The sequence below is a fragment of the Lentimicrobium sp. S6 genome, assembly GCF_013166635.1.
In the GTDB taxonomy this organism is placed as follows: domain Bacteria; phylum Bacteroidota; class Bacteroidia; order Bacteroidales; family UBA12170; genus UBA12170.
The window spans coordinates 20,185-36,727 of the sequence record NZ_JABKBZ010000002.1 but is presented as its reverse complement, the minus strand read 5'-3'; the positions used below and the strand labels follow the sequence as shown (position 1 = coordinate 36,727).

Annotated in this window: 7 protein-coding genes; 1 reads left to right on the top strand and 6 read right to left on the bottom strand. The window is 35.1% G+C overall.

Translation table 11 applies throughout. From position 1 onward, the window contains the following. Positions 1-326: 326 nt before the first annotated feature. On the bottom strand, positions 327-2,978 hold the full coding sequence (locus tag HNS40_RS01125) for a DPP IV N-terminal domain-containing protein (RefSeq protein ID WP_253916205.1): 2,652 nt from the start codon (positions 2,976-2,978) through the stop codon (positions 327-329). Between the two features lie 173 nt (positions 2,979-3,151). Beyond that, entirely contained in the window at positions 3,152-5,821 is a 2,670-nt protein-coding gene (locus HNS40_RS01120; RefSeq protein WP_172276374.1) for a M14 family zinc carboxypeptidase, read from the bottom strand. Between the two features lie 113 nt (positions 5,822-5,934). On the opposite strand from HNS40_RS01120, the gene rsmA reads away from it, so the two are divergent. Then, on the top strand, positions 5,935-6,702 hold the full coding sequence (gene rsmA, locus HNS40_RS01115; protein ID WP_172276372.1) for a 16S rRNA (adenine(1518)-N(6)/adenine(1519)-N(6))-dimethyltransferase RsmA: 768 nt from the start codon (positions 5,935-5,937) through the stop codon (positions 6,700-6,702). Between the two features lie 144 nt (positions 6,703-6,846). Here the strand turns inward: rsmA and HNS40_RS01110 are convergent, their stop codons facing one another. The 4 genes from HNS40_RS01110 to HNS40_RS01095 all read right to left on the bottom strand — a co-directional run bounded on the left by HNS40_RS01110 (position 6,847) and on the right by HNS40_RS01095 (position 16,203). After that, positions 6,847-8,580, bottom strand: a complete 1,734-nt coding sequence (locus tag HNS40_RS01110) for a hypothetical protein (RefSeq protein WP_172276370.1) — start codon at positions 8,578-8,580, stop codon at positions 6,847-6,849. Between the two features lie 24 nt (positions 8,581-8,604). Continuing rightward, positions 8,605-11,682, bottom strand: a complete 3,078-nt coding sequence (locus HNS40_RS01105; protein ID WP_172276368.1) for a tetratricopeptide repeat protein — start codon at positions 11,680-11,682, stop codon at positions 8,605-8,607. A gap of 170 nt (positions 11,683-11,852) precedes the next feature. Beyond that, a complete protein-coding gene (locus HNS40_RS01100) occupies positions 11,853-13,337 on the bottom strand; it encodes a T9SS type A sorting domain-containing protein (protein ID WP_172276366.1) in 1,485 nt (494 codons plus the stop codon). A gap of 22 nt (positions 13,338-13,359) precedes the next feature. Further along, on the bottom strand, positions 13,360-16,203 hold the full coding sequence (locus tag HNS40_RS01095) for a T9SS type A sorting domain-containing protein (protein WP_172276364.1): 2,844 nt from the start codon (positions 16,201-16,203) through the stop codon (positions 13,360-13,362). Positions 16,204-16,543: the final 340 nt, after the last annotated feature.

Below are 16,543 nucleotides of genomic sequence, written 5' to 3'. Positions count from 1 at the left end.
CTATGACTGTTCAGCTATTGAATAAGTTACATTCGTTGCTTATTTTTATGTAAAATTAATTGAAAACAACTATACATGGATGTTTTTAAATATTGTTAAGATTTGGGCAAGCAAAAAAATAGCCGCAGAATCCCACGGCTATTTCTCTTAGATTATTAAGTAGTTTATATAGTGCTTGAACTTACGTGTTTGATTCATAAAGTTTAAATTCGAGCCTACCTGACGGCTAGGCAGGGCTTGCGAAGTCCTAGACTTGGGAGTTTACTTTTGTAAATGACCAATTTTAGGACAAGCCTAACGAAGAAGTCGGACTTTATGGGCAAACACTATTTGCTTCTCTTCTTACTAGGAGTAGCCTTATGTTCCCTATTCATTTCAAATATATCGGTACTAATGGAATAATCTCCAATGAGATGACGGCAGAAATAATCTGCTTTGCGCCAGAAGAAATAATCACCATGTCCACCAAAACCATGTCGCTGACCAGTCATAATAAACAGGTCGAAACGTTTATTGGCTTTTATTAAGGCATTGGCCATTCTCAAAGTATTTCCAGGATGTACATTATTATCAATATCACCAGTAACCAGCATTAAGTGACCTTTTAAATTCTTTGCTAAATCACTATTTTTCTCAATTTGATATACAAAAGTGGTATCACCATCATCTGATACTTTTTCTTCAACTCCATGATGACGCTCACTCCACCAACGGTTGTAGATATTGTTTTCATGATTACCTGCAGAAGAAACAGCAACTTTATAAAAATCAGGATACTGTAATAAAGCTGCTGTCGACATAAAACCACCACCTGAATGACCAGAGATACCCACTTTATCGATGTCGATAAAATCAAAGCGATCAGCTAGTTGTTCCACTACATATTTCTTGTCTGCTAAACCATAGTCACGTAAGTCTCCGTAACCATAAGTGTGATACCACTGTGATCTATTTGGAGAGCCTCCTCTATTTCCTAATGAAATAACAACGAAACCCAATTGAGCCATTCTGTCATTTCTATCCATACGAGGAGAGAATTTGAAACTCATGGCTTCGGTTTGAGGCCCAGGGTACACATATTCTAAAATTGGATAAGTCTTAGTAGAATCCATTTTGAATGGTTTATACATCACTCCATAAATATCAGTAATACCATCGGCAGCTTTAGCTTTAAATGGTTCTGGGAATTTATAACCGGCAGCAAATAATGAAGATAAATCGGCAGTTTCTAATTCCATGACTAGATTTCCTGAGCGGTCTCTAATCTCCGATTTAGGCGTTGTATTCACTCTTGAATAGTTATTGATGAAATAATGATAAGAGTCGCTTAATTTGGAGCTATGATAGTAATTTCCTGTATTGAGTAGTTTAATATCGCCACCTTTTAATGAAACACTATACTGGTGGGTGTAATATGGGTTTTCATTGGCTTCTTTACCTTGAGCAGTAAAGAATAAAGTATTTGTTTTTTCATCTACTTTAGCAGAATATTCGTCTGTTTTCCATGGTCCAGAAGTCAATTGACGAACCAAAGTTCCATCAATATCATAAAGATAGAAATGCCCCCATCCTGTACGTTCCGACCAATGGATAAATTGCTTCTCATTATTGAAAAGGATTGGAGTTCTAGTATCCAGATAAGTATTCATACTTTCTTCAAGAATAACAGAAACTTCACCTGAATTTAAATCAGCAACACAAAATTCAAATTTCTTTAAATCACGACTGCTCCTGGTAAAGTAAAGTTTATCAGAGGATTCTGAAATCCATTGTGAAGCCAAGTGATCAGCTAGCTTTTCTTTATTGGTGAAAGATTTGCTGGAAACATTAACCCATTGGTTTTTGAATTTATTAGTTTGAATTTTTATATGTTCTTTGGTTTCTGCATCAAAAACCAAGAGTTCCACTTCTGTGGTGTCTTTTTCGCCTGGCATTTGGTATTTATAGGTTTCCAATTTGGGGCGTGGATTCTTCAATACATCAATCACCCATAATTCATTTAAGTGACGATCGTCGGAACGAATTAATGAGAACTTTTTAGAATCTTGGGACCAAGTTACCCAAGCACTTCTTCTTTTCTTCATTTCTTCTTTAATCTCTTTCTCTGTATCGTTATTCTGAGCAGTGTATCCACCACCATAGCCATAGTTCTTCACTCCATCATTTGTGATTTGGTACTCAACAATAGTAGAGTCTTTATGATCCTCATCATCTTTTTGTTTGTCTTCCTCTTCTTTTGCTTTCAAGTAGTTGGCATAATCCATCCAATACAAATTATAATCTCTAGCAAAAATGATAATGCTATCGTTTGGTGAAATATTAGCCCAGTCTGGATCTTTTATTTCTTTTTTCCAGTCTTCTATTTCTTTAAGCTCACCAGTTTCGATGTTATATTCTAGGTGAAAGACTTTTTTCTTGGGTTTGTCTTTTTTAGCTTTCTTTTTCTTATCAATCTCTCCGTCTTTTTCCTTTTCGTCGTCTCTTTTATCTTCCTCTTCTATTTCTATCACTTTTTCTTCTTCTTTTTTGACTGATGTAGAATCAGTAACATCCTCTTTCTTTTTTTCTTCAAACTGGGTGCTAGTTACATCAAAACGAAAGGTTTTATCTCCTTTTTCGAAGTCAGGTTTAATATCTGGAAGATGTTGTAAATCATAAGGATCCTTAGTAATTAATGTTAACTGAGTAGCCATGTGGTGATTATCGAAAAGTGGTTTTTTGCTTTTCTTTTCCAAATCAACTAAATAATAGAAAGTACCTTCAGTGGTTTTGTAGGTATACCAAAACTTATCTCCTGATTCTAACCATTTGGGTCTGACATCGAGACTAAAAACCATGTTTTTGATTTTTGTGGGACTAAAGCGCTCAGCCATTCTGTAATCTGCTTTGTCGATGGGTGTCTTTTGAGCAAAACTTTGAAAAATAAATGTACTCAATAGCATTGTCAATACAATACTTTTGTAGAATTGTAAGTTCATGTTTGATAATTTAATTTGTAATATCTTATTGGTGGCTTCGCAAAAATCTCGATGTAAATCTATCAAAAAAAGAGAAAGGATGAAGAAATATTTTGAATAATATTTTTTCAAGGTCACAAAAAAACCTATCAGCTACAAAACGGATAGGTTTGATTTATTTATTCTTGTGGAGGCTATTGTATGAGCAATCTTTGTGCTTGATATTCGCCATTTGAATTACTCACTTTTACCACATAGACACCACTTAAGTATCTTGAGATATTTAATTTTAGGTCTTTTTGGTTTTCAATGAGTTGAATAGACTGAATGAGTTCGCCAGACATATTATATACTTCTAAATAATCTGCTTTATTTTCCAAAAGAGAAATATTAACCCAAGTTTTAGCAGGGTTTGGGCTGAGTGTGAATTCAGGAAGTTTATTTATGGATTCGATGCCTGTACAGATATCTACTGTGAGTACCATAGCATCTGTTGCTGTAGTACTACCCTCTGCGGCAATACTTAAGTTAACTTCGCCATTGGCTATATCATTTGTTCCAGGTGTATATATGGTTTCGGAGCTGTTTGTATTACTAAAGCTTCCATCTCCATCGCTTGTCCAGCTCAGTGTTGAATAATTGGCAGCAAAAGCATTTAGTTTTGCAGTTTCATTGGTGCAAATAATTTGGTCGGGACCCGCATTTACCATGGTGGTTAAAACTGGAGGGATTTCTATATAGTCTACCCATGCTTTATCTAACCCGCCAATAGCACCTCCATCTTTTGTATATTTCCATTCTAATTCATGATTACCTTCATCAAGTTGGAATACTACTTGAGTCCAGCCAGTTTCTCCACTCCAGCTTCCTAGTGTTGCACCATCAACTAAAAAGTGAAGAAAATCATACCCTGACTCACTACTAACTTTTGTATAGAAGCTCACGATACCTGAAGCTCTGTCTTCTATTTCCAATGTCATTATTGAACTTTGGTTGTTACCGATTGCTCCTGAAACAACTGAGTAGTTATTATCCCAAGAGTTGTTTCCATCGATAGTCCAAGGATTTGATGACATACTAAATTCTTCGCCAATCTCTCCACTTTCAAAACTGATGGCTTGAGCAGGTAATAAAACGAAGTTGATTATATAATGGTCTTCATTAATATCTTGTTCTATAAAGAATGGAGCATAACCTTCCCTAGAAACTCTAATTCTATTGTTGCTGAAACTCACATCATTTATATTATAAACACCATTTGCATCAGTATAAGTTGCCGGAATTGGAGAGTTTAAAATGCTAATTTCAGCGCCTTCAATATTTTCACCTGTTACACCATCAATCACGCTGCCATATATAGGGCCACTTTCAGCTCGCTCTAAATAAACATCTTGAATAGTGATTTCATTTGCTGTGATTTCTAATGCAGAGAAGGTCTGTGGAATATATCCATAAGCAGAAAAAGTTACATTAAATTCGCCTTCTAGCAACAAACGGTAGTAGGCACCAAATTCAGTATTGCTCATATATGGTTCTCTGTAATCTCCTTGATCATCAAGTCCTTCTATAAATACCTCAGCAACTACTGCTTCATTAGTTTCTGCATCGTATACATGGCCTCTTAATGTTTGGTGGTTTGCTCTGTTTAAAACTAGCAGAGCAGATTCAATATTGTCTTCCACAATTTGTGGAACCTGACTTGCTGGTGGAATAAACTCTTGACCTAGTTCTACGGTAAAACAGAATATTCCATGCTTTCCATAGGCCCAATCGTCTGTAATTCCTGCAGCTGGGTATAGCTCATTGGATTGTTCTGGAATATAATGACCTGAACCCACTATGTTAGGAATGGTCTCGGCCATATTTATTGCCAATTCTTCCATGGCATAATGGTCGGGAGCTTGGGTAGTAGCAGAGTAAGCATAAGGAAATAGGACTAATTCGCTATAACTGTGGAATGAAATACCAGTAGTAAAGTGATGACTGGCCAATAGTTCCTTCATTGTATATGCTTCTGGTTCAGAAAATGCACCAGGGCCATGAAAAAGATCGCTTGAAGGAGTGCCAGAAGCACCAGAACCACCAAATTCCCACCCATAGTTTCTATTTAGATCTACACCGTCAGGGCCCTCACTCATGCTGGTGAATATTTCATCGTTATTATTATCCGCTGCATTTTTTCTCCACCATGTATTTATTTGGTCTAGTACTACTTCGTGACCATCAGGATTTACTATTGGTACGATATAGATTTCAGATGCATTTACCATATTGGTAATATCACTGTCAGTCCCATAATTATCTAATAAGTGATTGACAATTCCCATCACCACTTCGGTGGAAATTGGTTCGCGAGCATGGTGCGCACCCATATAGTAAACCGCTGGCTCATCTTCGTTTTCATTCACATTGTCAGATATTTTCAACATCCAAATATCATGTTGATAATCTTCGTAATTCGTCATCCCACTATTAAAATATTCTTTTCCATGACTGTCTCCAATGTCAGTTAATGTGCATATTTCAGGATAGTCAATTGCTAGTTGTTGTAATTCGGCTAATACTTCATCATAAGTTCTGTAACCATCGATACCTTTTTGCTGACTCAAATGAGCTTTATTTTTTTTAGCTGTTTGTGTGATTCTTAGTTGGAAATCCTCATCAATCAATTCCTGATACTTTTCTTGACTAATTAAAGCATCAAGATATGCACCTTCTTTATAGGCAGTAATTTCTAATTTCTTTTGTTTGAATGTTTTTAATTCGTTTTGTCCTGCATTATCAAGCCTAACCACCATCTGGTCTTGCGCTTGAATTTGAATAGTTATAATTAAACTAATAAATAGAAGAAATATGTTTTTCATTTGATGTAAATTATATTATGATTATAAGACCAATAACATGGTTATGAGTTGCCAAATATATTCATAATTTTTCCTTTTACCACATTAGAATGCTTTTTTTGTACTTTCGCCAAATGAATCATGTAAGACCCAAAAAGCAACTCGGACAGCATTTTTTAAATGACAAGAGTATTGCTGCAGATATTGTGAATGCCTTGAGGGAAGATACTCAGAATCTTTTAGAAATTGGACCAGGAACTGGAGTCTTAACAGATTTTCTCTTGGAGAAACCCATTGGTAATTTTCAAATCATTGAAATTGACAGGGAATCAGTAGCTTATTTATTGGAAGTGCATCCTGATTTAAAAAGCCAATTGATTTTAGGAGACTTTCTTCGATTAAATTTAGAGGAGGTTTTTCCCGAGAAATATAGCATAGTTGGTAATTTTCCCTATAATATCAGTACTCAGATTTTGTTTAAAGTGTGGGACGATCGGCATAAGGTGGAAGAAGTAGTTGGGATGTTTCAGAAAGAAGTAGCTGAACGAGTAGCTGCTGGTCCAGGTTCAAAAACTTATGGTATTCTAAGTGTATTGTTACAAGCTTTCTACCATATTGAATATCTTTTTACTGTGGAACCTGAGGTTTTTAATCCCCCTCCGAAGGTAAAGTCTGGAGTTATAAGGTTGCGTAGAAATGGTGTGAAAGAATTAGATTGCAATGAGAAGATCTTTAAGACAGTGATTAAAACAGCATTTGGTCAAAGGAGAAAAACCATTTCAAACTCTCTTAAAACCATGGGTTTTAAAGATCACCTTGAAGAACTTGGACATTTAGCCATCAAAAGACCAGAACAATTAGGAGTAGCCGAATTTATTGAAATCACAAAAGTGCTTTCTTAAGAGTTTAGAATAGTTTTGGTTTTGTGCGAATAGCCAAAAAGGCATTGAAAAGTAAAATGTTATAGCCATTTCGAAAAGCTCAATGGCTATAAAGCCAGATATTTTTTTATAGTGCTAAAAGTTAATAGCAGCAGTGGGTAGCTATTAAAAAGCAAAATGGATGCCACCCATAAATCCAATACTTTGCACAGGATATTCATACCAAATATGATATTGGTCAGAGAAGATATTCGTAACCTTCAAGAAGAAGCCCAAGTCTTTGCTTAAATGATAATCGGCCATTAAGCTGAAATCCATCCAGGGTTCAACTGTTTTTTCTCCCTGATAAAGATTATACATTTTCGATTGTCCCAATAGTAAACCTGTTACTTTCAAGTTTTCTAGAACATAATATCCTACTTTCAATTTATAAGTAAAGGATGGCTTTTGCCATGCTCTAGTAGCGGTATCCATGGTGAAAGATTGGTATTTTCCCATGAGTTCTACATTCCATCTTTCAGTTTTAAAGAGGAATTCCATTCCGGCACCTAATTGCTGGCCTCCATCATAAATCACTGTGAAAGTATTGTTATAGGGTGAAGTTACATCTGTCACATACATAGGCATATTCTCAAATGCGGATGTTTCTACGAATGCATGATAGTCGAGAAAGCTTAAATAGTGACCTTTTAGACCAACTTTTACTTGGTATTTATTCTCAGTATACATCAATGGAATCACAGGGCTTATAAAGTTGTTTTCTGTACTTAATCCAAATACGCTATTATTATAGATTCCACCATTAACATGGGCGTATAGTAGGAGTTGGTCACCCAATAAACCGACTTCTAATTTTATACGTGGAGCTATTCGAACATTGGTATTGCTATCTAAACCCATGCTTAATTTGGCTCCCAATTCTAAAGTTAAGTTTTCGTGCTTAATCTGGTAATAAGGAGCTATGTCGTATAAACCATGGAAATAGCTTTCGGAGCTATCAATAGAAGGGGTGAGGCCTGAAAAGTTAAACTTAGTGCTGTAAGTTTGAGTATTGAAAGCAACTCCAATATGCTGCTGATCCACATTAATCCAGTCTACTGGATGCTCGTAATAGGCATCAATATCAATTAGATGTTCAGAGGTTTTAAATATATCCCAGAAATATTTATATCCCAATTGAATTTTCCAATCTCGGAATTTAGTATCAAAATTCCCCAAGATATCCCCATTGAAACCAATATGGGAAAAAACTTGATTAATATCGTTTTTTAAAGCTTCAGCACTTGAGCTAGGAAAGCTAAGAATAGGATAATCTTCTAATCTGAAGCCATATTGATGGATTTGATTTCTTTTATAATCAACAGAAAGACTTGTGGTTTGCTTTCTTCTTACACTTTTAGTCCATACCTTTGCAGTAGTTAAAGAACTTCCTGAATAGGCAAATTTATCAATTCCACCATTGGTAGAATAGTGACGAACATGAACACCCACCTGAGAAGTTTTGCTCATTTCGCTATTCACAAATAGTTCACCGTAAATGCTATTATATAAACCATAACCTGCTTTGGCAAAGTTTTGTGCATATTTCGGATTTTTTCTGTCTACAAATTTTGCAGCAGTCAATTTCTCCAGAGAATAATTGGTCTCGAATAGTTGAGGCGTTGTTAGATAGTCAATTTTGAGTTTTTGTGCCCTATTGGTATCTGCTTGAGGTTGAAAATTGAGTTTTTGTGCCTTACTGATGCTTGGATTAAATGGTGCAATAACCATTACTTCCTCATCGGTATCCATTTCTTCAACCTGCGCTACACTCAATAGTGGAAACCAAACTAGGAAGGCTAAAATGAACTTAAAGCCTATTTTAATACTGTTGATATATTGATGATGATTTACTTTCATAATTATGAATCTTAAAAATTAAGGCTATTGTTGTTCTGGATCTAATGTTACGCTGTCAGTTTCTGCTGGCGTATTTAGTTCTCGTTCTTCTATGGCTTCTAATTCTTCCACCACTTTCTTTTTCTTTAGGGCCATATTAACAAGTACAGAATCCTCTTGATTATCTATAATACTTTGCAGTGTTTGCAAGGCTTGGAATGTATTGTCATATTTTACATAGATATCTGCCAATAAGATAAAACCCTTAGTAATCCATTCGTCATATGAGCCATATTCGTTGATAAGCTCAAAAACTATTTTCTCTGAGTCTTTATAATTGGTTAATTTATACTGAATGAGCGCTTGGTAATATTTAGCCTCTGCAGCACTTTCTCCTTGCATGAGGTTAGATACTATGGTGTATTCTCTATTAGCCAAACTTAAATCTCCAGTTTTTAGAGCTGCATGTGCCATATATGAATGGGCCTTTTTCATGGTAGGTTCAGAAACTACTTTCGATGTTAAAATGGTTTTACCAATGACCAATATGCTATCGTTTTGCCCCATTTGCTGAAAGCATTCTAATTGTCCATCGAGACTTTCTGAGAGATATATCTCGCTAGAAGCAATATTAAACAGTTGTTGATAGTTTCTAAGAGCCATTACATAGTTTTTGTTGTATCTATATATTCGTGCCGATTTAAGAAGAGAGGATTCTCTAAAGGCGGCTTTTGAGTTAGTCAATACAAACTGATAGTCGAGTAGGGCTAGATCGTATTCACTGGTTTTAAGCAAGCATTCGCCTCTATAAAAGTGAGCGTTAATACTAAAAGCACCTTGTGGATATTTCTCTAAATAATGATTAAAACCAGGTACTGCTTCTCGGCAATTCCCGTTCATATATACATTTTCTGTGGCCATATAGGTGATACTATCTTGCTCATTATTACTAATATTTACGAACGGAATATTCTTTACATAAACAAAGAAATCATCAGCTGCATTCGATTCTACGTATATATTTCGGATACTTACTAGTGCTTCCTTTGATTCTTTAGTACCAGAATAATTTTGAACTACTTGCTTCAATACTTGTAAAGCCTCTTGCTTTTTGTCCATGTTATAATAGGTTAACCCAATTTTTAAAAGGGCTTGTCTTTTAAAAGGGCTGTTAGGATAATCTTTCACCAAGTTATTGAAGCTATTGATGGCTTTTTGACTTTGTTCGAAGATCAGATAGGTTGTCCCTAGTTCATATAAGGCATCATCCCCTAAATCTGATTTCGGATATTGGGAATAGAAGTAATTTAACTCCTCCGTCTTTTGTTGAAGGTTACCATCAGCACCATGGGCTAATGCTCTTTGGTAGAGGGCATAGTCGGCGTTGGATTGTTTTAAATCGAAAGCTGATCCATAATAGGTAATGGCATTTCTATAATCTTTAAGAAGATAGTAACAGTCTCCACTTCTTAAATAGGCATCCGCTATTAATTTCTCAGGTGATTTTCTGTCATTGATTACTTTTGAATACCATTCTATAGCATTTGAATAATCATCTAATCTATAATAAGAAAAAGCAATATTATAATTAAGTTTATTGGCTTCATTAATTTGATGGATCTTATAATCGCTTGCAAGTTCTTTCCATGCTTTAATGGCTTTATAATAGCTTTTCATTTGATATTGACAATCGGCAGCCCAGAATTTTGCTTGCAGACTCATCTTTTTGTCGGATGGATACTTGCGCGATTTTTCAAAAAGGTCAAAAGCATCCGTATATCTGGATTCTTGATAGAGTTCTGTAGCTCTATTGAAGGCAATTCTTTGATAGGCTTTATTGAGGTTTTCACTTCTATTGGGGATGCTTTCAATAGCGGATAAGGCTCCTTTATAATTCTTAGAGGAGAGAAATAAATTGACCAAATAGCCATATGCTTCGTTTTTCCGAGGTGAATTGGGATAGTTTTTGATGTAAGTGTCTATAGCTGTAATGGCTCGATTATAAGGGTCGTTGCTCAGTTCAAAAGATATCTTAGCAAAGTTAAACATGGCATCTTCTTGTATGGTCTTATCAAAATCCATTTGATAGGCCGCATAAAAAGTTTTTCCAGCAAACTCTTTTTGATTGGTTTTTAGATAGCAATTGCCAAGATTATATAAGGCATTTTGTGAAATAGCTGCGTTTTTGTTCCCTACTTTCTCGAAGTACTTAATGGCTTTTTCATAATTATCAACTTTCATATAGGCAAAAGCCAACTGGTAATAATCCGATTTTTCATATCCAGAATTGCTATTAGACTTGTAGAACTCTAAATACTCTATGGCTTTATCATACTTTTCTTGTTTGAAATAGGCATCGCCCACTAATTTGGCAATTTCATTTTTCCTTGGACCTCTGGCCTCCTCAAAAAGGGCAGGAGCTGTTTCTAAAAGTTTATCATAATTTTCTTCTTGGTAGAATATTTGGCAAATGTAATAAGGGACAATAGATTTAAAAGTTGAATTATCCCGAAGACTTTCAAATCCTTTTAATGCTGAAGGGAAATTCTTCTCATCATAGTTGATATGTGCATAATAGTAGGTGGCAGAATGTGCATAAGAAGATTTGCTGTCTTTTACTTTATAGAAATTAGTCTTGGCTTTTTTGGGCTTGTCGTTCATGAAGTAGCTATAAGCCAATTTGAAGAAATAGGTGTTTCTATCCTCTGGTTCCAGATTTGCTGGGCGTACTTGTTCGTATTCAACTACCGAGTTTTTGAATTTCTTATGCTTAAAATAGTAGTCTCCTCTTTCTTTTTTCAAAGTTTCGAGTTTACTATAATGGGGATAGTCATTTTCAAATTTCTCTACTAATCCTGGTCCTTCTCTTAGATCTAGTTTTAGGGAAATTAATGCATTATAATATTCTAAATCTGATAATTGACTTAGGTTTGCCCTTCCCTTTTTTAAATCATGAATGAGGGTTTGAGCCGCTAAAAGCCTATTATTTTCTGTTAAATCGCTTAGTAGAAGTTGTTGAGACTGGAACTCCTTATTGGCCTGAGAGCTTTGTGCCGCCAAGTAGTTGGCAGAGAAAAGGGATAATGATAAACTTAATATGCTATAGAATAATCTTTTTCGCATGGTCATAATATTTGATATTGCTAAATTACCAACAAATGAAAACTGGCTAAAGCTAAGCTTTGATAGATGATAACATCGTATTGTTGATAAACGGAAAGATTATGAAAATCGTATAACAAAAAAAAGAGCCACTCTTTTGGAGTAGCTCTTTTAGAATATTTGTTTTGTAATTATTTCACTAAAAATCTAATTACTTTGCTTTCGTTGTTTTGATTTAATTCTAAGAAATAAATTCCTTGGTTTAAATCTTCTATGTTAATATTTTCATTAAAAAGTCCTGTTTTTACATCAACAGATTGATTGGAAACAGTTTTTCCTAAAATATCAGAAATTACAATATCAAGATTACCACTTTGTTTAGCAATAAAAGATAAAGCCATAGATGTAGTAGCAGGATTTGGGAATAAGCTTACTTCAGAGATGTTAGTTAATTCTTCAACTCCTACATTAATAATATTAAACATAAAAGTTTCAGCATACTCAGAATCATCATTCTCTCTTGTCGCTTTAACCGACCAATAATAGCTAGTATTTCTATCTAAAACTGGAAGAGGATAGCTACCTGTGTTATTGTCAACTGTATACATCATTCCATCTGATAAATCAGCATTTTCACTTAAAACAATTTCATAACCAGCAGCACCTTCTATAGTTTCCCACTCTAGCTTAGGGCGAAGTGTATTTACTTCCTGATTGTTTTCAGGACTTGTTAATTCTGGTGAAGCTATCATGGTGAATTTATAAACTTCAGACCATGGAGATGTACTAGTAGGAGTAGTTGCTTTCACTCTCCACCAATATTCATGGCCAAATTTTAAAAAGTCAGGTTCTGCTTCATCATTTAGAGTAATAATAGTAACAGGTTCTGTAAATACTTCATCAGTACTAACTTCTAATGTATATTCAAAATCATCACCTTCATCACCTAATTTGTCCCATTTTAGAGTTAGGTCAAACTCTTCGTCAGTGGTATTGTTACTGGGTTTGTCTAGTTCAACAGTAGGTACTGTTTCGAACTCTCTAATTTCAGACCATGGGCTAAATCCATCTGCATGCATAGCTCTAACTCTCCAATAATGTACTTTCCCAAAAAGGAGATAGTCGGTAATTTGTTCGAAAACAACACCTTCAGCATTGATCATGCTGTGGTATGGGCTGTCAAAAGTATTTACAGTGTCAATGTCGATATCAAATCCACCAACACCTACAATGGTCTCACCATTACTTCTGTTTTTCCATTTTAGTTCCGCTAAAATGTCAATACCATCTTTACCATCATTTGGCTTAGAAAGTTCAACTTCTGTAAAAACAGAGAATGTAAAGGTATCACTCCATTCAGAAGTACCATTGTTATCCGTGGCTTTTACTCTCCAAAAGTATTCTTGACCAAATAGTAAGTTACTATTATAATAAGCAGAGATCTCATTCTGGTTTTCATCAACAACTAAGTTTGTAAAACTAGCATCAGTTGCTAATTGTACATGATAGGTGATTTCTCCAACTCCTGAAACGGCTACCCAATCCAAAACTGCATCTGGCATAGCTGTTTCAAATTCATTTTCGGGTGATGTAAGTTGCGGTACGGTCACTTTTTGAGCAAATCCTAGCTGTACCACTAATAACATGATAAATATTCCGTAAAATTTCTTCATCATTATATCTTTTATTTATTAATAACTATTTAGAAATAACCAATTTAGTTTGATATTGCTTCTGACCATCTGTTAATCTAACAATATATGAACCGTTTTGAAGGTTATAAAGATCAAGCTCTAAATTTGAATGATCTGCTTGATTGTTGAATTGTTGATTCATAATTAGTTTACCACTAAGGTCAAATATATCTACACTTACTGATGAACTATTTATTGCATGATAAGCAATATTAATTAGGTTCTGTGCAGGATTTGGATAGAGCTCAATACTTCCTTCCTTAGCAATAGGAGCGTTAAACTCTTCAAAACCAACAAAGTCTTTACTCACATATACTCCACCGCCAAATGTACCTACATACATGGCTCCATAATTATTGGCTCCTGCATAGAATAAATAATTATCTCCTACTGGGAATTTAGCAGAAGGCCAATTAACATTTTGTTGTCTGATGGCAAATACAGGAACATTACCAAATGCAGCATCTTCATAGATCCATTCAACAGGATTTGCATCAAAATTCGATGTGATGAACATTCCATTTTCAGTACCAATAAAAACAAGACCATCAGCATTTACTTCAAAAGAAGAGGCATAAGCTGGCATTTTTGGAAGGTTTCCTTGAATACTTGAAAACTCAGGTGCATCACTCATGCCGTTTGTAGAAGCAAAAACATAATCCGTGTTGCCATAGTTTCCTAGAGTGAAAACAATGTTCTCAGCATCTTTAGGATCAACTGAAACAGAAGTAACCGCTTGGCTTGTAGATAACGCAATTTCTTGTGTTGCTATAATACAGCCAGGTCTGTTAATGTCGGCTTGTTCTTCTGAATGAGCTCTAGAGATGTTTGAAAGTCTATATAACTTACCTTCTAAAGTACCAACCCAAACATAATTAGCATCTGCCGAATATGCCATACAAGTTGGTAGGCCTTCAATCTCGCTAATTTTCCACCAAGTAGGAATTGCTGTATAGTCAAGCATTCCTGTGGTCATATAAACAGCATCTTGTGTTGCTATGAAAGCTTTTGTAGAAACGATATCTCGAACAAGAGCAGTCCCTGCTGAATCAACATTTTGGTCTAAAATAGCTTTGAATGGAAACTCATAAGAATTACTTTGTACATAAACTTCTTCACCAGCTTGGTAAGCTCTTGTACGAGCTACAAATTCTGCTGTATCTGTAGAATAAGGGTCATTTGTTGTTTCCCACATTAAAAATGGAGTCATAAACTCTTCACCTATTTCAATGTCATTTATAATAGTTGGGTCTTGATTTATACCGTCGTCCTCTGATCTCCAGAAATTACCATTTTCATCAGAACAAACTACAAATTCAGGGTTGATAAAACTGATATGGTTATAACCACCTGTTTCAGCACTAGCAGAACCAAATTTGCCCACTAGCATTTCAATTGCTTGCTTAGAGCCATTGTCTTCAATTCTATGAACACCATTAAATTGAGAACCTGCTAATACAGCCCCCCCTTTAGATGCGTTTACTGTAAAATATTCAGAAGTGTTATAGCCACGGTTAATAATTTCTGTACTACCAAAACCATTTGTTGTGAGGCTCATTCCTCCATCACTACCAATAATGGCATTTCCATTTCTTGAGGCATCAAATACAATGGTATTTATACCAAAATGAACATAGTTTGAAGTAAAACCATTAGGGTAAGGGGGGAAATTACCATTTGTTATTTGAGTCCAGTTATAATAACCAGTAGATTGTGATTCATATCCTTGATAAACATCGTAGGCTCCAAGGTACACTTTCTTTTCGTCCGTAGGAGAAACCGCAATGGCATTATTTCTTAATCCTTGACCATAATAGATATCACCAATTGAAGAGCCTCCAGGATAAACTACTCTCCAAGTCAAACCTTTATCAGTAGTTACATAAACATTATGTAATGAGCCTTCTGTAGTTACGTAACTTGCATAAATATAATCAGCATTCGTTGTTGAGATATCAAATTTAATATTTCCAAATGAACCTGAAGGTAGCATTCCTTCTTCTTCTCCAGAAATTAATGTGAAACCTATTGCACTTCCTGTAGAAATATATGCATTTCCTGCTACAGCTGTTATAACAGAACCATTCTTTACTATAACATCGCAGCTCTTTCCTGAAAGTTCAGTATCACCTGCTTTTGCCATAGTCCATTCAGCTCCATTAAAATACTTTAAACCAGTATTGGTTGCTGCAAATAAATTTCCAGAACCATCAACGGCTAATTTCTGGATAAATGCCCAATCACCTTCAGGGTTAGAGCCATCAGGTGCTGTACCTGGCATTAACTCAAACGTAGTTCCGTTGGTTGATTTGTATATCCCTTTTCCAATAGTACTACCTTCTGAAAGCTTATCTGCTGCAGGCTCAAGGCTTACTCCAGTACCTACATAAATAGTTCCATTATCTGCTTGGCAGATAGAAGAAACATTCAATACATCATCTAACTGAACCATGGACCAAGTAGCGCCATAATTTGTAGATGTCCATAAACCACCAGAAGTACTACCGGCGAAAAATGTGTTACCACTTGCGTCAGTGTTATCGATGATCACTGCTTTTGTTGGTCCACCATAGTTGAGTGGTCCCATTGAAGTCCATTGGTAAGTGGATGCTTGCGATTTAAAATGACTCATTAATTGAGATGATTCTCTCGCTGAAATCACATCAGTAATGGAAATGGTTCCAGTGTGCTGATTCGTCTTGATTTTGGAGAAGTACTCACCAGATGTCATTTTTGAATTCTTGTTGATAGGATTATTGTCATTTCCATCAACAGAAAAGGCCATCAAAACTGATGTTAAACCTGCAAGAAAAACTACAAAGGTAAATCGTAAAAATCTATTTTTCATACCCGCTTGTTTTTATTTTGAATTAATTTCGTAATATTTCTAAAATAGTGGCACAAGGTACATTAAATTTGATTGATTACAAATTTTCGAAACCAATTTGTTTTAACATATTTTAAGGTTTTATTGATGTTTTACATCTAATTATGTTAAAATAATTTAACGAGCATGATTCATCATAAATAATTTGCGTTTGATATTGGTCTAAGATATTTAATATCAGGTATATGTACGGTAAAAGATAAGGGTTTTATTACTAAGTGTTTTTCTGAGGTAAGCATTTCGAAATTAGGGGAAACTTTTAAGTGGAAATGGCTAATATCAATCAAAAAGAGGCGGATTT

What these genes read in the sequence shown, in the direction of transcription:
- HNS40_RS01125 (WP_253916205.1), bottom strand. Translation starts at nt 2,978, where the DNA reads ATGAACTTACAATTCTACAAAAGTATTGTATTGACAATGCTATTGAGT.
- HNS40_RS01120 (WP_172276374.1), bottom strand. Translation starts at nt 5,821, where the DNA reads ATGAAAAACATATTTCTTCTATTTATTAGTTTAATTATAACTATTCAA.
- rsmA (WP_172276372.1), top strand. Translation starts at nt 5,935, where the DNA reads ATGAATCATGTAAGACCCAAAAAGCAACTCGGACAGCATTTTTTAAAT.
- HNS40_RS01110 (WP_172276370.1), bottom strand. Translation starts at nt 8,580, where the DNA reads ATGAAAGTAAATCATCATCAATATATCAACAGTATTAAAATAGGCTTT.
- HNS40_RS01105 (WP_172276368.1), bottom strand. Translation starts at nt 11,682, where the DNA reads ATGCGAAAAAGATTATTCTATAGCATATTAAGTTTATCATTATCCCTT.
- HNS40_RS01100 (WP_172276366.1), bottom strand. Translation starts at nt 13,337, where the DNA reads ATGATGAAGAAATTTTACGGAATATTTATCATGTTATTAGTGGTACAG.
- HNS40_RS01095 (WP_172276364.1), bottom strand. Translation starts at nt 16,203, where the DNA reads ATGAAAAATAGATTTTTACGATTTACCTTTGTAGTTTTTCTTGCAGGT.